Source organism: Lysinibacillus sp. GW823-FHT06C08 (genome assembly GCF_058795135.1).
This window is the reverse complement of sequence record NZ_JBXAHN010000001.1, coordinates 818,272-836,985: the sequence shown is the minus strand read 5'-3', so window position 1 is coordinate 836,985 and position 18,714 is coordinate 818,272. Positions and strand designations below refer to the sequence as shown.

Sequence of the window (18,714 nt, the reverse complement as noted above, 5' to 3'; positions counted from 1 at the left end):
TAGATATTATTTGATTAGGATCAAATGCCCGCTAAATTAGTTACCTTTAACTTGGCTCATTACTTCTTCTGCAAAGTTATCTTCACGTTTTTCGATACCTTCACCAACAGCGTAACGTACAAAGCCGTTTACTGAACCACCAGTAGAAGCTACGAAATCACGTACTTTTTGATCAGAGTTTTTAACGAATGATTGATCAAGTAGGCAAACATCTTCGAAATATTTACCAAGACGACCTTCAACCATTTTAGCAACGATGTTTTCTGGTTTACCTTCGTTAAGAGCTTGCTCAGTTAATACTTTACGCTCACGTTCAACTTCTTCAGCAGAAACTTCATCGCGAGAAACGTAAGTTGGGTTGATAGCAGCAATGTGCATTGCAACATCTTTAGCTGCTGATGCATCAGTAGAACCTTCTAAAGTTACTAATACTCCAATGCGGCCGCCCATGTGTAAGTAAGCGCCGAATGAATCTGCATCAGTTTTTGTTTTGATTTCAAAACGACGAAGTGTGATTTTTTCACCAATTGTTGCTACAGCTGTAGAAATTTGATCTTCAATTTTTACGCCATCAGCATTTGTAAGCTCTAATGCAGCTTCAACTGATGCTGGTTTAGCAGTAAGTAATTGCTCTGCTAAAGATGAAACTAATACTTGGAATTTGTCATTTTTTGCAACGAAGTCAGTTTCAGCGTTAACTTCAATGATGATTGCTTCGTTACCTTGTTCTAAAATATAAGTTGTACCTTCTGCCGCGATACGGTCAGCTTTTTTAGCAGCTGAAGAAAGACCTTTTTCACGTAGGAAATCGATTGCAGCTTCTAGATTACCATCAGTTTGTACTAGCGCTTTTTTACAATCCATCATACCAGCGCCAGTTTTTTCACGTAATTCTTTTACTAATTGTGCAGTAATGTTTGCCATTTAGTGTTTCCTCCTCAAATTGTTTGAACATAGTTTTAATGATAGGTTCTAAAAAAGGTGATAAGGGTTTTGAGCCACTTATCACCTTTTTGTAAACGTGAATTACTCAGCAGCAGCTTCTACAGCTGGAGCTTCTTCTTCACCTTGTTTTGACTCGATTAAAGCGTCAGCCATTTTAGCAGTTAAAAGTTTAACAGCGCGAATAGCATCATCATTAGCAGGGATTACGTAGTCGATTTCATCTGGATCACAGTTTGTATCAACAATACCTACTAGAGGGATGTTTAATTTACGAGCTTCAGCAACCGCAATACGTTCTTTACGTGGGTCAACCACGAACATTACGTCTGGAAGATCGTGCATATCACGGATACCGCCTAAGAATTTGATTAGACGTTCGTGTTCTTTTTTAAGTTGGATTACTTCTTTTTTAGGAAGAACTTCGAATGTACCTTCTTCTTCCATTTTTTCGATTTGTTTCATACGTGCAACACGTTTTTGAATTGTACCGAAGTTAGTAAGAGTACCACCTAACCAACGTTGGTTGATGTAGTAGTTGCCTGAACGTTCAGCTTCATCTTTGATCGCTTCTTGTGCTTGTTTTTTCGTACCAACGAAAAGAACTTTACCACCGTCTTGACCAACTTGACGCATGAAGTCATAAGCTTCCTCTAATTTTTTAACAGTTTTTTGTAAGTCGATGATGTAGATCCCGTTACGTTCTACGAAGATATATTTCTTCATTTTTGGGTTCCAACGACGAGTTTGGTGACCGAAATGTACACCAGCTTCAAGTAATTGTTTCATAGAAATTACTGACATGTGAATTTCCTCCTAGTATGTTTGGTTTTTATCCTCCGCATTTATCTTTTGCAACAAGCTACCCTAATCTTAGAGCACCACTTACTACATCAAAATGCGTGTGTAGTAATAACACCATTTGCAACTATATCATAGCTTTTGCCGGTTAGCAACAATTTAGTGATGAAATTTCAGTAAAAGCTCGATTTCTGTTTTTCCCTTTTGCAGCTGTTTCGCTATTTCTTCTGTTGATTTACCCTGCTTTGCTAAATTTAATGCCTGTTGCTCTATTGTAAGCTCTTTAACCTGCTCCTGTTGCTCTACTTTCAAAGGCGTTGGCGAGGATGCTGCTGTTGCCGTTGTCTGTTGCTGACGCGAATAAGCATTGGCTACTATATTTTTAGGTACATAGATACGAGCATCTTTATCTAAGCTTAATGGACTGTCATTTTTCAGCACTTGCTCTGAGGGCGAAGTAGCCTGCTCCTGTTGAGGCTCATTGCTTACGGTTTGTTGAACGCGAGTCGCCGCTATGTCTGATGATGAGACATTTTGTAGCTCCTTAATAAGACGGTCGTTTTCATCTTTCATTTCTGTTAAATAGACACTAATGGTATCGTCCATTTCGCTCATTAAGCGTTCTTGCTTCTTTTCTAAATCCTTAAATTTTGCTAACTTAGTATTTAAAATAATAAGGAAGTAAAATGTAAGTAGCTGTAAAAAGAATAGTACCGCTATTAGTATGGTTGTCATTATAAGCTCCTATCCACTAAAATCCACGAAATTGCCTTTAAACGGATGTTGTGCCTGTTTTTCTTGTTGATCCTGTTGCTTTTTCTTCTTTTTGTAAGGATCCGTTAAGTATTCGCCACCTGCATCTTCATCCTCACTTATTTCATCCATACCTTCTGATGTATTTACAATTTTTTGCTTGCGCTCTATTTCCTTTTTTAACGCTTCATTAGCATGTGCTTGTTGAGCTAAAGCTTGTTGCTGTACTTGATCAGCCATTTTCCCAGCTTCAAATGTTTTAGGAATCGCAATTTGCAATTCAACCCCTTTTAAACTCATCGGAATCTCTCCCTCAAGGATATTTACGCATTCATCATTTCGCTAGATAATAATTTACGTAATTTTAAAAGCGCTTTGGAATGGATTTGCGAAATACGTGATGTCGATAATTCAAGCATTTCACCAATTTCAGTCAGCGTCAGTTCCTCCGTGTAAAATAAACTTAGAACCAACTGTTCCTTTTCATTTAGCTTTTGAATATTTTCTGCTAAATCATCTAGTAATTCAGATTTAACCACCGATTGTTCAGGAGTTTTTGTCGTATCATCTCGAATGACAAACGACTTTCCATCTACCTCTTCTTGGTCTTGTTGTTCATTAATGGAAAGAACATTGGAAAAAAAATGCTCTTGTACTGTCTGATAAACGTCTTCCACAGGTACTTCCATATGCTTCGCAAGTTCCTCAGGTGTCACATGACGCATATATTTTTGCTCTAATTGCTCAATCTGAGCATCTAATTTTTTGGCTTTTTCTCGCGCTGAGCGTGGTAGCCAATCTTCCTTACGAAGCCCATCTATAATGGCTCCCCTTACTCTAAATGAAGCATATGTATCGAATTTCAAATCTCTATTAATATCAAATTTATTTAATGCATCAAAAAGTCCTATCATACCTAAGCTCGTTAAATCGTCTCGCGATACACTCTTTGGTAATCCCGCACTAATACGTTGAACATGGTAAGATACTAAAGAAATATATTTTTTTATGAGTAAATCACCAGCATCTGGATCACGCTCATGTATCCAGCGATTCCACAGTTTTTGCTCATCGTTCAGAATTGGTTGTGTCATGAAATCCACCTCTCTAAAAAACGCCTTTACGCGCCCGTTTGCTACTGACTACTTGCGCTCATAAAACTTTTCTTTCATCAGGATTTCTCCATAGTTTTTTTTAAAAATCTATATCCGGGTTACTCTTACTAGTACCTAACAGAGTAAAAAAATGGATAAACTATTGCCATCTTTCCTACTATTATAACAAAAATCGACTATAATTTCATTTGTTTCTGTTCGTCTCTCTTTATTTTGTACAAACAAATTAAAACTGTACCCTAGCTATACATTAACCTAGGATACAGTTTTAAAATATGTCTAAATTATTAAGCTTTTACATTTTAATTTTGTTAGGTTTTTTTGTAGGAATTATGAATCTTATATAGCGCCCTTTTGCTCTTTCTTCACCGAGGTTACTAGGTATAAATACACCCAGCAAAGTAGCATTCTCACCATTTGTCCACAGAAATTCAAATCATCTCCTATCGAACTAAATGATACTAGTTCAAATCTGGCCTTATTTTCTCCACCTTTTTTAGCCTAAAAAAGGATGGCTATTTGACCGAAGTCAAACAGTACCACCCTCTTGAAGATATTGCTTTAAATCGAACTAAAAACCATTTTACCATTAAAGATGGTTGCCTTACGTTGACCTTTGCGGGCGATTGCTTCAGCAGCGCAAGAAGCATCCACTAAAACTAGATTGGCACTATCTCCAACCTTTGGCCAGATTTGTTCACCTGCTTGATTCAACGGCGTTTTCCCACCTGTAATAAACTGCAAGGTTTGCGCTAATGAATATTCATCTCTCCACCCTGAACTATTAGCTAAACGGCCTGCTCTTTCTAACAGATCTCCGTTCCCAAATGGTGACCAAACATCAAAAATATTATCACAACCAATTGCAACCGGTACCCCTTTGCTATGTAATAATCCAACTGGAGGAAATTTTCTGCGAATAGGTACACTAGTCACTATCGTAATCCCTGCATCTCTTAATATGTCAGCCATTTCTTCTGCTTCAGCTCGTGAAACATCACCAAGTCCGAATGCATGGCTTATCGCCACTTTACCTTGCAGACCAGCCTCCTTCGTTAATTGAGCTAATCTTCTCATTGTAAAGGTACCTAATTGATCCGGGTCATGTAAATGCAAATCAACCCCAGCATTTCCCTCCACAGCGAGCTCCACCATTTGTTGTAAGGATGCCTCAATATCGCCATCCACAGTAGCTGGATCAACACCACCTACTAAGCCTACGCCCATGCGAAGGGCTTCTCTTATTATATTTGTCGCCTTCGTTCGCAATAGTCCGTGCTGCGGAAAGGCTACGATTTCATATGACAACCTTCCTTCAAAAGTTTGTAAAGCCATTTGAACTTCCTCTAAATTTTTTAAGCCCACCTCGGGATACAAATCCACATGGGTACGAACATGGGTAACCCCAGACTGTACATAACGTGAAAGCAACTCTTCTGCGCGTTGTTGTGTAGTGGTATGTAAAGTAGGAAGAACCTTTTTTTCTATTTCCAGACGTTCAAAAATATTGTTCACAGGTGTGACAGCAAGCCACTGATCGCCTAAAAGTGTTTTATCCAAATGACAATGTTTTTCGATGAAAGACGGTAGCGCTAATAGTTGCTTCATATCTTTTTTAGGGAAATGATCATTCAATTGCATTTCTGCCGAAACAATATCTGAAATTTTCCCATCCTTAATGAGGAGATGTGAGCAGGCGGTTCTTGTCTGTGCAACCATACCATTTTCAACATGATAGCCTGTTTCAAGTCGTACATTGGTTAACCAAAAAGTAGCATGCATTTTAAATGTATCCTTTCTATTTTCAATTTTAAAGTTCACCAGAAACTATTTTTCCTTTAAAGAGCACTGCCACTCTTTTCGCCCTTCTAGCCACAGCTTCTGCCGAACAAGTTGCTTCAACAAAAACAATATTTGCTTCATCTCCAACATTCGGCCATATTTGATGACCATCCTTATTTAGAGGTGTAATACCACCTGTAATGTATTTTAGGCTTTGACCAAGTGAACGCTCATCACTTAAACCAAATCGTTCTGCAAGTGTTCCTGCTTTTTCTAGACTATCCCCTTTCCCGAATGGTGACCAATGGTCCGTAATACTATCATCGCCAAGTGATATGTTTACCCCTTTATGATCTAAGAGAGGAATAGGGATAGTGTGCTCAATTGGCACAGTAGAAGTAATAGCTATGCCAAGATGTGCAAGTAATTCTGCTACTTCACTCGCTTCACTAGTAGGAATATCTGCAAAAGCCATGGCATGACTAATTGTCACTCTCCCTTGCCAACCAGCTGCCTCTGTTAACGCTGCTAGTCGTTTAAACGTAAAAATGCCGAGATGGCCAGGATCATGAATATGAAGATCTACATCTGCATTTGCGTCTACCGCTAATTCCATCACGGTTTGTAATGATTTCTCAATATTTTCATCGATTGTTGCTGGATCAACACCTCCTACGAGAGATGCCCCGTTACGCAATGCTTCTCTTACTAAAGAAACCGAATCACTACGTAATAGCCCATGCTGCGGGAATGCTACAATCTCCATAGCAACTTTATCTTTGTAAGCCTCTTTTACTCTTAAGACCGCCTCTAAATTTTTCAAACCGATAAACGGGTCAATATTACAATGCGTACGAATATGTGTGGAGCCTGCATTTAATAGTAGATCTATTAGTTTTTTTGCTCTTTCCTCTGTTACAGGTAATAAACTAGGAAGGAGTAATTCTTCCTCTTTTAATCTAGTTATAAGACCCTCTGTTGGAATGGTAGGTGCCTTCCATGGCCCACCAAAATATGTTTTATCAAGATGAATATGCATATCCCTAAAAGATGGTAGCATGAGGTAGCCTTGAGCATCCAATTGAGGTAAATCCGTCTCTAGTGGTTGATTTCCACGTTTAATTTGCTGTATTATCCCCTTTTCAATTTGTACATTAAAAAGCTCGGTTTGTGTTCCAATTACAGTAGTATGATTGTAATGTAAACCTGTTTCTAGTCGTACGTTAATGAGCCAATATGCTAATGGTGTCATTATATGAACCTCCTTTATTTTTCTTCAAGCTGAACCATCTGAATATCCCTCTCTATATGTGGTAAGGACAGTTGATGATAGACATAGTCTTGGCAAGTATTGCTAGCATGAAAATAATAGACTGTTGTTAATTTGGCATAATAGATGGCACTTAAACACATCGGACAAGGTTCTGTACTTGCATACATTTCACAGCCTTCGAGATTAATTGTTTGCAAAGTATGGCAAGCTTGGCGAATCGCTTGCATTTCTGCGTGATTCGTCAAATCATTTGTTTTGGCTACCTCATTAACACCCGAACTAATAATTTGCCCATTTTTTACTACAAGCGCTCCGAATGGTGCTCCATGTTCTGATAGTGCATTTTCATTTGCTAAATCAAGCGCTTTTCTCATAAATTCGTGTTGATTCATATTCTATTCCTCCTAGTAAAAGCAGATATATCACGTTAATAGCTGTAATATAAACTGAATGATGTCCAGTAGCCAAATGCTTTTAACCTCCTTATCCTGAGTTGTGCCTATACTAACTTTTGCTCTTATAGACTAGTCATTTCAGCAATCATTACGAGCCTTCTAGACTTAGCGTTGTGGCATCACCGTATCATAGCCAGAAGATTCAGTCTTTTTAACCAATTCTATGAGACATTAATAATGAATCTAGGTTTCCCACTTTAATTTCACATAAAAGAGTTCCTTCTTTACTTTTCCTTTATACAAATATGCTAACATGAAGACTATTATATGAATAATATAAAAAAAGTAAATTTCACTTAAGTTTTCCCTATACTAAAGTTTCTTGAATGGCAAAATAAAAAAGAGCCGCTCCTAGCGACTCTCTGTTTTAAGCATTCACTTGTTGTTCCTGTTCTCGATTCATCATCGTTCGAACCACTTGTGCAATCTCCTCTGAGTTCTCATCTTGAAATTCAACGGTTGAATGAGCCGAAGCTGCTTCTTGATTCGTGCCTTCAGGAGTAGTTTGTTCATTTTCTGCTAGTTCACCTTCAACTGCTTCCTCATCTACCTCTGGCGTATACAAAATGTATGCTATTAAAAAACGTACAATATACATGACAAGGAATACAATGATTGCTGTAACAAAAGATCCGATAATGATACGAAGGGGCGTGTAGGGCTTTAGAAATGTACTAAAAAAATAAATAGTAAAAGCCATTAATGCTCCCCATAGATTATAAAATATGGAACCAAACATTAGATTTCGCTCACTCCTTGGTTAACTGTTCGAATATGTAATGACGATGTGGCAGGATTAAATTCTATCGTTCTACCACTGTTTCCACCAGTATCCTCGGCTACTAAAGGAATTCCATGCCTTTTCAATTCATTTTTGACAGCTTCTACATTACGAGGACCGATGCGCATCGAATCTTTATCCGAAGTAAATTGAAACATCTGTGCGCCCCCAGCAATTTTTGCCTTTAGTTTAAACTTTTGAACGCCCTCTAATTTTAATAGATCAATCATTGCTGCTATTCCAGAATCCGCAAATTTTGCTACATTGATTGACTCAGATCTTCCCAAGCTTGAATCTGGTAACATCACATGGATTAAACCAGCAATTTTTTTTGACTCATCATATAAAATAACGCCAACACAAGAACCCAGACCAGAAGTTCGAATCGTGTTAGGTAGCTTTACTACATCCATTTGTGCAATTCCTACTTTAACCACTTGCCCACTACTACTGCTTAGCATCATTAGGAAACCCCTAATGCTTTAAAAATAGCATCAAATGAGTCGGGATCTGGTAATAGGAAGAAATGACCTCTCACAGTTTCATGGTCTTCTACACCTTCTTCAAAAATGGATGTATTTATAACAATGACATTATCACTTACATGTGATAATTCTATTAAACCAATACTTATGATTGCACCAAACATATCAACGCTTAGCCCCGGTACAGTTGGATAAATTTTCAAATTAGTAAAGTCCGATAAGGCAGATAAATAGGAACCTGATAAAATATTTCCCATTTCTTGCATAGCTGATAATCCTAGTTCAGAAACAGGTCGTTTTTTAAAATCAAATGTTTCATCATAAATGAGACGACGGATAAAACGGTTTGCCTGTTCAATAGGTAGTATAAAGAACATACTTCCTTCTGCATCACCCTCAATGCGAAGGTAAATACCAACAACTACATTTTCTGATCCCCCAGCCAATTCCATCATATCGTTAAAGGACACCATTTCTACCTTTGGGACACGCATATCAATTTTTTTCCCAAGTAAATTGGAAAGTGCTGTCGCGGCATGCGCAGCACCAATATTGCCAATTTCCTTTAATACATCTAAATGTAGCGAGGTAATCTTTTGATTAAATGTCATGATCGATCCCTACTTTAGTGGATTTAATACTTTTTCTAAATGTAATAAGATTAATAATCGTTTTTCTACTTTAGCAACACCTGAAATAAATTCTTCCTCAAGGGAGCCAACAACTTCTGGTTGTGGTTCAATCGCACTTGCAGGAATATCAATTACATCGTTTGCTGAATCAACAACAAAGCCTACTTCCATATCTTCTAGTGAGATAATGATAATGCGAGTTGTTTCCTCATGTTCTGAAATAGGTAATTCAAAACGTTCACGTAAATCCACAATTGGCGTTACGACACCACGAAGATTGATAACACCTTTTACATATTTTGCCGTTTTCGGTACGCGCGTAATATGCATTAGCTTTTCTATACCTTGAACATGGGACACCGGAATAGCATATTCTTTATTCGCTAGTTGAAATACAATTACTTTAATACTTTCTTGTTCCACTGCGTTTGTCATCTTTTACACCTCTCTTATTCATTCACCTTATTTTATTAATGCGTTACAATCTACAATTAAGGCTACTTTACCATTTCCTAAAATAGTTGCACCTGAAATAGCAAAAATATTTGTTAAGTAATTTCCTAAAGACTTCAAGACAATTTCTTGTTGTCCGATGAAGGAATCTACCACTAAACCAGCAAGTTTTTCACCTTTACGAACAATCACTACTGAATGGAATTCTTCATCTTGCGACTCTTTACGAGGTACTTCAAAGATTTCCTCTAAGAATACCAATGGTACAACCTTGCCACGGAAGTCGATTACTTTTTGATTATGCGCATTCATAATCTCCGATGAACGGATAATAGATGTTTCAATAATAGATGATAATGGAATTGCATAAATTTCCTTTTCAATTTCCACGAGCATCACAGAAATAATCGATAATGTTAGTGGTAATTGGATAGAGAAGATGGAACCAACATCTTGTGTGGATTCAATTGAAATATTACCACCAAGTGATTCAATTGTTGTTTTAACAACATCTAACCCTACTCCACGGCCAGATACATCCGAAATGACATCTGCAGTCGAGAAGCCTGAAGCTAAAATAAGCTCATTGATTTGATTATCAGACATTGAATAAGACTGTTCTTGTGTCACAATGCCTTTTGCAATAGCTTTCGCTAGTACTTTATCACGATTAATTCCTGCACCATCGTCTTCTATTTCAATAAAGACATAGTTTCCACTATGGTAAGCACGTAGGACAACCGTTCCTTCTTCTGGTTTGCCTTTTGCACGACGAGATGTTGGATTTTCAATGCCATGGTCCACAGAATTTCGGATTAAGTGAACAAGTGGATCACCAATTTCATCGATAACTGTACGATCTAGTTCTGTTTCAGCACCAATGATTTCAAGATTAATTTTCTTATTTAAATCTCGTGATAGCTGACGAATCATTTTTGGGAAGCGGTTGAACACTGTTTCAACTGGCACCATGCGCATTGTTAAAATGATAGTTTGCAGGTCACCCATTACACGGCTCATTCGCTCCACAGTTTCGTTTAGCTCACCATGATTTACTTCTGTGGCAATAGATTGTAAACGACCACGGTCAATAACAAGTTCTTCAAACAAGTTCATTAAAATATCAAGACGTTCAATATTGACACGAATCGTTTTATTCCCAACAGGCGCATGATTTTTTTCAGCCTTTGCAGGTGCGGCTGTTTTTGCAGGCTGTGCGGCTGGTTCAGGCTTAGAAGGTACAGTAGCAGGTGTAGACTCTACTTCCGCTACAGCCGATGCAGTTGCAGCTACTTCTTGCTGTGATTCATACTCTCTTTCACTAAATTTCTTTTGGTCTATTGTTGTGACAACAACTTCTTCAACCTCAGAAACTTTCATGATCTTTTTCTGCATATCTTCTGCTGATTCTTTTGTCACATAGGCTACATAAAACTGTTGATCAAATTGTTCGTCTTCTAGCTTTTCAACAGATGGGCTCGATTTAATAACTTCGCCGTCTTTTTCTAAAATCTCGAAGACCATAAATACACGTGCAGCCTTTAAAAGACAATCTTCTCGTAATTTCACTGAAATTTCATAGGCCTGGAAACCTTGTTCAGATGATTGTGCGATAACTGTTTGTTCAAAGCTATCATATTCTAAAACACTTTCCACAGCTGCTGGTTCTGCAACGGTTGCAGCCACCTGAGGTACTGCTTCCTCACCTAATTCTATGCGCTTAAGTTGAGCGACTGTTGCTGACACATCACGCTTGCCATCTCCACCATTCGCAATATCCATAACCATTTCTTCCAGATGGTCAACAGATTCAAAGACCACATCTAAAATTTCTGGTGTTACGTGGATTTTTTCATTACGAATCGCATCTAACACATTTTCCATTTTATGTGTTAAATCGGCTAAATCTTCAAAACCCATTGTGGCAGACATACCTTTTAAAGTATGGGCAGATCGGAATATTTCCCCAACAATTGCCAAATCATCTGGATTTTTTTCTAATTCTAATAAATGTTCACTACATGCTTGTAAATGCTCTTTACTTTCTTCGATAAACATCTCTAAATATTGATTGACTTCCATAAGAGGACACCCCTTTTAAGGCAAATATTTCATTATTGTTAGTGCTATATCATCTACATCGGCAACTTCATCAATTAGTTGCGTTTCTACCGCTGCTTTTGGCATACCATATACAATGCAAGTTTCTGCTGACTCAGCTATGGCCATGACATTACCGGTCTTTTTCAGTGCTTTTAGTCCATTTGAACCATCATGCCCCATACCTGTCATAATCACTGCTACTTTATCAAAATCCTTATATTGACTAACATCTTCAAACATCACATCTACAGATGGTCTATGGCCTGACCTTGGTGCTTCTTGATTATCAAGAACAATACCAAAAGTTGTCCCTACTTTCCTAAGCTTTAAGTGATAGCCACCTGGGGCAATATAGGCTACCCCATTTTGTAAAATATCGCCTTGTTCAGCCTCCTTCACAACAATTTCACTTAGCTGATCTAGACGAGTAGCGAGTGATTTCGTAAATCCAGCAGGCATATGCTGAACAATGAGAATAGGGGCTTGAATAGACTTAGGAATTTTTGTAATGACCTCCTGAAGCGCACGAGGTCCTCCTGTAGATGTACCTATTAGCACAATCTTTTTACCTGCTTTATTCCATTCTGTTTGCGCCTTTGTTACAGCTACTTTAGTAGCAGTAGCAGTCACAGGAATCGGTATTTGACCATGTTGTTGTAAATCCTTTATTACGGTACTCACTTTTGTCACTGAATCTTGTTGTCGTTTACTACCAGAAGGTTTTTTCAATTTGGATATTGGCACCATTGCAGCTTGCTCTACTTTATGGACAAGCTCACTTTGGATTTTATGTAAATCAAGAGATATTGTTCCGCTTGGCTTTGCGACAAAATCTACAGCGCCACTTTCAATAGCTGCTATAGCATTTTCTGTTCCACGCTGAGTGGTACTAGAGAGCATGATTACAGGAACTGGACATTGTATCATTATTTCTTTTAATGCATCTAGCCCATTCATTTCAGGCATCTCAATATCCATTGTCACAACTGATGGCTTCAATGATTGTATCTTTTTGATTGCATCTTTTCCATTACGTGCAGTTCCAACTACTTCCACCTTCGAGTTGCCAACAAAAAAGTCACTAATTAGCTTTCTCATAAAAGCAGAATCATCCACAACTAATAGCTTGCTTTTATGTAAAAAGTCCAATTAATCACGCCCTTTCGAAAAAATACTTCTTAGTTTCGTTAAAAATTTCTTTGCTGTCTGATCATGTGCATGTATTTCCTCCACACGATGCTCCATAAAACGAATCACTATGAGTTGTAATGTTTTAGAAATCAGTGCGTCTGGATAAGCAAGTGAAAATGGGACTTGCTCACGCACAGCCTTCCGCACAATCGAATCTTCGGGTAATGAACCGAGTATCGTGACTTCTTTGTCTAAAAAACGTTTCATGGCTAACTTTAAACGCTCGTTTGTTTCGATGCCTTCTTCTTTACTAAATGCACGGTTACAAAGGACATAAAATTGCTTATCAGCATCCCGCATATGAATATATTTCATCATCGAATAGGCATCCGTAATTGCGGTCGGCTCTGCCGTTGAAATAACGATAATTTCGTCTACTGATGTGAGTAAATCTAGCGACCAATTTGTCGCACCCGCCCCCATATCAAATAAAATATAATCATAGTTTTTCTGAAGCTGTTCAAATGCATGAATAAGCTGTTCAAACATCATCTCTGACCAATTAAAAATATTTGTCATACCCGACCCACCTGATATATACCTTAAACCATGGGGTCCCTCAAATATTACCTCATCTAGTAGTTTATTTCCTTCTAGGTAATCTTTCAAACTATTGGAAGCATTTTTCCCAATTAAAATATGGATATTTCCCATCCCAATATCCATATCTACAATGACAACTTTTTTTCCCTTTTGGGCCAAAGACAAGGCAAAATTCATCGTGAAGTTACTTTTTCCAACCCCGCCTTTGCCACTGACCACCGCAATTGCTCGACCTAAATCGCCTTGCTGTCTCATCATTTTCAAGCGTAATGTTTCAGCTTGGTCTCTCATTTCTCTTCACCTTGAAAAAACAAATTAAGCACTGCTTCTAAATCAGCTTCTTCAATATCTTCTGGTACTTCTTGACCATTCGTATAGTAAGCAAGTCCTTTATTATATTTAATCATTAAATTGAGCATTGTGCCAATAGAATTTGTTTCATCAATTTTCGTGAAGATAAATTTTTCAATTGGTAGCTGATTAAATTGGTCGATAATGTTCGCCATATCCTTTTCTTTTGTAGTCATCGCGAGTACTAAATAGGATTCTGCTTGATCATCAAATTTTATGAGACGTTGGAGATCATCTACATACTTGACCTCTTTATAATTTCGACCAGCTGTATCGATAAATACTAAGTCTAAATGCGATAATCTTTGGATAGCTTGTTCGAAATCTGTTGCGTTGTAAGCAATTTCAACAGGTGCCTGTAAAAGGCCCGCATACGTTTTTAGCTGTTCAATGGCTGCGATTCGGTACGTATCTGTCGTAATAAATCCGATCTTCTTCTTCTTTTCTAAAACTGCCCTAGCTGCCATTTTGGCGATCGTCGTTGTTTTACCCACGCCTGTAGGACCTAATACGTTGATATATTTTCTTTCATAGGACAATCCTCCGATAGGTAGGCTTTCTAGTCTCTTACGTAGTAAATTTTTCGTGACCATTTTACATTGTGAGAAATTGATTTCTGTCGCTTCTTTGAAATGCATAAAAAGCTCATCACCTATCGTTGTGATGAGCTCTTCATTTAGCTCTTGCTGTCTTAAGTATTCAATGAAGGGGAAGAGTTCATCGGGATATTGAGCTTGGGTAGTCTTTTTATGCATCGATTGCATTAAAGATTTTAAATCTGCAATTTCCTTCCTCAATTCTTCAGAAATGCCAGTGTCCTCATGTTTAACTACATCATGTGATGATTGATCTTGGTGAATTTTCACTTGAATCGCATTTGTAATATCTTGTAGTCTCGCATTTTCCTTAGTCGCGTTAGGTAATGCTACGGGCGTTGGTACTGGAGCCACTTGATTTGGCTCCACTCCATCTACTCCTGCAACTACCTCAAATCTTTTCTGTTTAATCATACCGAAAAATTTCTTCGTGATGACTACTTTAGAATTCAAAATAACAGCGTCCTCACCTAGTTCTGCACGCACTTGCTTCATAGCCTCTGGTATGGAGGATGCATAATATTTTTTCATTTTCATTAAACATTCACCACCCCAACACTTTGAATTTCAATAGAAGCATCCAATTCATTATATGAAAGAACTGGAATCTGCGGGAAATAACGCTCCGTCAGTTGTCGTAAATACATACGCACAGCCGGAGAACATAAAATAATAGCGGATTGTTCCATAAAGGACACACGCTCTATTTCTGCTGCAATCGTCTCTAGTACCGTTTGAGAATCTTGAGGATCCATTGCTAAATAATTTCCGTGATCTGTTTGCTGAATACTATCAGCAACCATTTTTTCTACTTTACCTGAAACTGTAATAACTTTTAATGCCGAACTATCCCCCACATATTGGGCAGTAATTTGACGAGCCAATGATTGACGAACATACTCCGTTAAAATATCTGTATCGCTAGTTACCTTCGCATAGTCTGCTAACGTTTCAAAAATAATGGGTAAATTACGAACAGAAACATTTTCTCGTAGTAGTTTACCAAGAACCTTTTGGATTTCTCCAGTTGATAAAGGTGCCGGTGTCAGCTCTTCTACTAAAATAGGATGGGTTTCACGTAAGTGATCTATTAACTGCTTCGTCTCTTGACGACCTAATAATTCGTGAGCATTCGCACGGATTATTTCAGTTAAATGCGTGGATACCACGCTTGGTGGGTCTACAACCGTGTAGCCATAAATTTCAGCATCCTCTTTCACTTGCTCAGTAATCCATTTAGCTGGTAATCCAAATGATGGCTCCACTGTATCAATTCCTTCAATAGAATCATCATCACCTGGGCTCATCGCTAAATAATGATCTAGTAAAAGCTCGCCTCTTGCCATTTCGTTCCCTTTTATTTTTATTCGATACTCATTTGGTTGAAGCTGAATATTATCTCGAATACGAACAACTGGGATGACAATTCCTAATTCTAGTGCTAACTGTCGACGAATCATAATGACACGATCTAATAAGTCCCCACCTTGAGCAGCATCGACTAACGGAATTAATCCATAACCAAATTCAAATTCGATTGGGTCCACATTTAATAAATTCACAACATTTTCAGGGCTCTTCATGCCATCTGTTGCCACTTCTTCTTCAATTTCAAGTAATTCCTCTTCATCCTCTGGTTTCTTACGTTCCATCATATAAGCCCCAACAATTAGGGAAAGACCTATTGGAAGTGTTACCCAGTTAGGGATTGGTGTAAATAGCCCTAGTAATACTATGGTACCTCCAGCTACATAGAGTAACTTTGCTTGAGCAAATAATTGTCCTGTTATATCTTGACCAAGACTTCCTTTAGAAGAGGCGCGAGTTACCACAATCCCTGTTGCTGTTGAAATAAGCAAGGCAGGAATTTGCGAAACTATACCATCCCCAACGGTTAGCTTAGAAAAATGAGTTGCTGCTTCAGCAAATGGGAGTCCCATTTGTACTACCCCGATGATGATTCCGAATAATAAGTTGATAATAACCATGACCATTGAGGCAATGGCATCCCCTTTTACGAATTTCGTGGCACCATCCATCGCTCCGTAGAAGTCCGCTTCACCGGCTACTTTTTCACGTCGTTCGCGTGCTTCCTTTTCGGAAATTACTCCTGCATTTAAATCAGCATCAATACTCATTTGTTTACCTGGCATCGCATCAAGTGTGAAACGAGCTGCTACTTCAGCTACCCGCTCTGCACCCTTTGTAATAACAATAAACTGAATTAATACTAGAATTAAAAAGACAACTAAACCTACGAGAATATTTCCCCCGACTACGAAATCACCAAATGTTTCTACGACAGAGCCCGCATCCCCAGTTGCTAAGATCGCACGGGTTGTGGAAACACTCAGTCCTAATCGGAATAAGGTTAACAGTAAAATAACCGAAGGAAAAATAGAAAAGTCTAATGCTTCCTTCATACTCATTGCTGTTAGCAGTACAATTAATCCTAATGTAATATTAATGACAATTAAGAAACTTAACATCCACGGAGGAAGAGGGATGATGAGCATCGCAACGATTAAAATAACCGCACCTAAAACCCCAATATCGCGAACTTTCATTTGTGTCCCTCCTACTAAAAAGCTTTAAATTTTACGTTTAATACGGTAAACATAAGCGAGTATTTCTGCTACTGCTTTGAAAAATTCTTCTGGTACGGGATCACCAATTTCAACTTGATCATACATGGCGCGAGCTAAAGGTCTATTTTCCACCATAATGACGTCATGCTCTTTGGCAATCAGCTTTATTTTTTGAGCGATAAAGTCTGTACCCTTTGCAATTACGCGAGGTGCATCCATATTTTCCTCGTCATATTTGAGCGCAATCGCATAGTGAGTAGGGTTGGTAATTACCACATCTGCACTTGGAATCTCTGACATCATACGACGCATCGCCATTTCGCGCTGACGTTGTTTGATTTTCGATTTTATGAGCGGGTCACCCTCACTATTTTTATATTCATCTTTAATATCTTGCTTAGACATTTTAAGATTTTTTTCATAATCAAATTTTTGATACATCCAATCCAAAATGGATACACAAAGTAAAACTAAAGATGCTGCTATGCCCATAATGCCGACTAGCTTTCCGACAGTAATGAGCGTCATCCATGGACTTTTAAAGGATAAAGCTAAAACTTCTGGCAAGTTTGTCCAGATAATAATTGTCGTTACACTACCGATAAAGCCAATCTTTAACACCGATTTCAGCAACTCAACAATTGCCTTAACCGAAAAAATCCTTTTCAACCCTTTGATAGGGTCCATCTTTTTCAAATCAAACTTCATTGGCTCCAAAGTAAATAAAAAGCCAAACTGCAAAAAGTTACCTGCAAGTGCTCCAACAACTGCTATCGCCATAATCGGTACAATAATGAAAGCCATTTGTATTAATGTTTCTATAAATAAGTGCATCACACTATCAATCGTTAGTGTTTCGATGCGTATGTTATGGATAAAGGTTTGTCTAAAAAACGCTAATAGCTCATCCCGTAAAGAACCTGCAAAGAAAATTAAGAAGATAAAGACCATCAGCATAACGATGGCACTAGTTACATCTTGACTCTTAATAACTTGTCCCTTTTTTCGAGCATCTTGACGTTTCTTTGGCGTCGCCTTCTCAGTCTTTTCACCTGAAAAAAACTGGATATCTAAATTCAGTAGTAGTTTCATATTATCCACCACCTAAAATGGCCATTAAATCACGCATGCCGTAAATCATAATAGTGATTAACTTTTGAATGACTTGAATCATTACAGCCATCATTGTAAATAACACTAAAAAACTAACGGCTATTTTAATAGGAAAACCAACAACAAATATATTTAATTGTGGTACTGTTTTCGCAGTTATTCCTAAAGCTAAATCGACTAAAAATAAGGTAGCCACAACAGGTGCAGCCATCTGAAATGCAATAGCAAAAACAGCTGTAAATGTTGTGATGATAAATTGAGGAAAGCCCTCATTTGTAAAACTAGGGAATTGATCCATAGGCAAAAACTGATAACTATAGTAAATTCCATCAAGAATCATATGATGGCCATTAATTGCTAACAATAAAAGGAATGCTAACATATTAAAAAACTGACCGATTAATGGACTTTGAGCTCCTGTTTGCGGATCAATAATATTGGCAATGGCAAAACCCATTTGAAAATCAATAAAGCTCCCTGCAATTTGAATAGCAGACATGATTATATAACCTACTAGACCGAGTAACAGCCCAACAAGTGCTTCTTTCATCACTAATAATATGTATTCATCATTGAATGCAAACGGCTCAACATCAATTGTATAATACATCATCCAAGCTAAAACCAGTGCGAGAGTAATTTTGACTTGTGGTGGTATGGTTCTATAGGAAAAAAAAGGAACCGTAACAAAAAATGCTGAAACACGCACAAGCACCAATAAGAAAACCGTTAAATGCGGAATTAATTCATTCATGGA

The 18,714-nt window shown here is 37.9% G+C and carries 19 protein-coding genes; all 19 read right to left on the bottom strand.

Features of this window, described 5'->3' with window-relative positions; translation table 11 throughout:
- Positions 1 to 36 precede the first annotated feature (36 nt).
- A complete protein-coding gene (gene tsf / locus AC1Q6O_RS03855; protein WP_008181406.1) occupies positions 37 to 924 on the bottom strand; it encodes a translation elongation factor Ts in 888 nt (295 codons plus the stop codon).
- Between the two features lie 102 nt (positions 925 to 1,026).
- Entirely contained in the window at positions 1,027 to 1,746 is a 720-nt protein-coding gene (gene rpsB / locus AC1Q6O_RS03850) for a 30S ribosomal protein S2 (protein WP_004269262.1), read from the bottom strand.
- Between the two features lie 156 nt (positions 1,747 to 1,902).
- Positions 1,903 to 2,478 (bottom strand): hypothetical protein, encoded by a 576-nt coding sequence (locus AC1Q6O_RS03845; RefSeq protein ID WP_090001011.1) that lies wholly within the window; start codon positions 2,476 to 2,478, stop codon positions 1,903 to 1,905.
- A gap of 9 nt (positions 2,479 to 2,487) precedes the next feature.
- Positions 2,488 to 2,796 (bottom strand): hypothetical protein, encoded by a 309-nt coding sequence (locus AC1Q6O_RS03840; RefSeq protein ID WP_008180718.1) that lies wholly within the window; start codon positions 2,794 to 2,796, stop codon positions 2,488 to 2,490.
- 23 nt (positions 2,797 to 2,819) lie between these two features.
- A complete protein-coding gene (locus tag AC1Q6O_RS03835) occupies positions 2,820 to 3,590 on the bottom strand; it encodes a FliA/WhiG family RNA polymerase sigma factor (RefSeq protein WP_008180720.1) in 771 nt (256 codons plus the stop codon).
- Between the two features lie 582 nt (positions 3,591 to 4,172).
- Positions 4,173 to 5,393, bottom strand: a complete 1,221-nt coding sequence (locus AC1Q6O_RS03830) for an amidohydrolase (RefSeq protein WP_043990756.1) — start codon at positions 5,391 to 5,393, stop codon at positions 4,173 to 4,175.
- A 28-nt stretch (positions 5,394 to 5,421) separates the two neighbouring features.
- The gene (locus AC1Q6O_RS03825) at positions 5,422 to 6,645 is read right to left on the bottom strand and encodes an amidohydrolase (protein ID WP_089985338.1); all 1,224 of its coding nucleotides are present in this window, start codon (positions 6,643 to 6,645) and stop codon (positions 5,422 to 5,424) included.
- A 14-nt stretch (positions 6,646 to 6,659) separates the two neighbouring features.
- Entirely contained in the window at positions 6,660 to 7,058 is a 399-nt protein-coding gene (locus tag AC1Q6O_RS03820; RefSeq protein WP_089985336.1) for a nucleoside deaminase, read from the bottom strand.
- Positions 7,059 to 7,488: 430 nt separating this feature from the next.
- On the bottom strand, positions 7,489 to 7,821 hold the full coding sequence (locus AC1Q6O_RS03815) for a hypothetical protein (RefSeq protein WP_258954911.1): 333 nt from the start codon (positions 7,819 to 7,821) through the stop codon (positions 7,489 to 7,491).
- Positions 7,822 to 7,859: 38 nt separating this feature from the next.
- Positions 7,860 to 8,366, bottom strand: coding sequence for a chemotaxis protein CheD (locus tag AC1Q6O_RS03810; protein ID WP_008180730.1), 507 nt, complete (start codon positions 8,364 to 8,366; stop codon positions 7,860 to 7,862).
- Positions 8,366 to 8,998: a chemotaxis protein CheC gene (locus AC1Q6O_RS03805; protein WP_008180732.1), complete on the bottom strand. Its 633-nt coding sequence runs from the start codon at positions 8,996 to 8,998 to the stop codon at positions 8,366 to 8,368. Before AC1Q6O_RS03805 ends, AC1Q6O_RS03810 begins: the two co-directional genes overlap by 1 nt.
- Before the next feature lie 9 nt (positions 8,999 to 9,007).
- On the bottom strand, positions 9,008 to 9,454 hold the full coding sequence (locus AC1Q6O_RS03800) for a chemotaxis protein CheW (RefSeq protein WP_008180734.1): 447 nt from the start codon (positions 9,452 to 9,454) through the stop codon (positions 9,008 to 9,010).
- Between the two features lie 27 nt (positions 9,455 to 9,481).
- Entirely contained in the window at positions 9,482 to 11,554 is a 2,073-nt protein-coding gene (locus tag AC1Q6O_RS03795) for a chemotaxis protein CheA (protein ID WP_008180736.1), read from the bottom strand.
- A gap of 15 nt (positions 11,555 to 11,569) precedes the next feature.
- Positions 11,570 to 12,724 carry a protein-glutamate methylesterase/protein-glutamine glutaminase gene (locus AC1Q6O_RS03790; protein ID WP_008180738.1) on the bottom strand — a complete coding sequence of 385 codons (1,155 nt, stop codon included), beginning with the start codon at positions 12,722 to 12,724 and terminating at the stop codon, positions 11,570 to 11,572.
- The gene (locus AC1Q6O_RS03785) at positions 12,725 to 13,600 is read right to left on the bottom strand and encodes a MinD/ParA family protein (RefSeq protein WP_008180739.1); all 876 of its coding nucleotides are present in this window, start codon (positions 13,598 to 13,600) and stop codon (positions 12,725 to 12,727) included.
- Positions 13,597 to 14,793, bottom strand: coding sequence for a flagellar biosynthesis GTPase FlhF (flhF, locus tag AC1Q6O_RS03780; protein ID WP_089985331.1), 1,197 nt, complete (start codon positions 14,791 to 14,793; stop codon positions 13,597 to 13,599). The genes AC1Q6O_RS03785 and flhF overlap by 4 nt, the downstream gene beginning before the upstream one ends.
- On the bottom strand, positions 14,793 to 16,823 hold the full coding sequence (flhA, locus tag AC1Q6O_RS03775; protein ID WP_008180742.1) for a flagellar biosynthesis protein FlhA: 2,031 nt from the start codon (positions 16,821 to 16,823) through the stop codon (positions 14,793 to 14,795). The genes flhF and flhA overlap by 1 nt, the downstream gene beginning before the upstream one ends.
- Before the next feature lie 24 nt (positions 16,824 to 16,847).
- Positions 16,848 to 17,936, bottom strand: coding sequence for a flagellar biosynthesis protein FlhB (flhB, locus tag AC1Q6O_RS03770; protein WP_036123995.1), 1,089 nt, complete (start codon positions 17,934 to 17,936; stop codon positions 16,848 to 16,850).
- A 1-nt stretch (position 17,937) separates the two neighbouring features.
- Positions 17,938 to 18,711, bottom strand: coding sequence for a flagellar biosynthetic protein FliR (fliR, locus tag AC1Q6O_RS03765; RefSeq protein WP_008180748.1), 774 nt, complete (start codon positions 18,709 to 18,711; stop codon positions 17,938 to 17,940).
- Positions 18,712 to 18,714 lie beyond the last annotated feature (3 nt).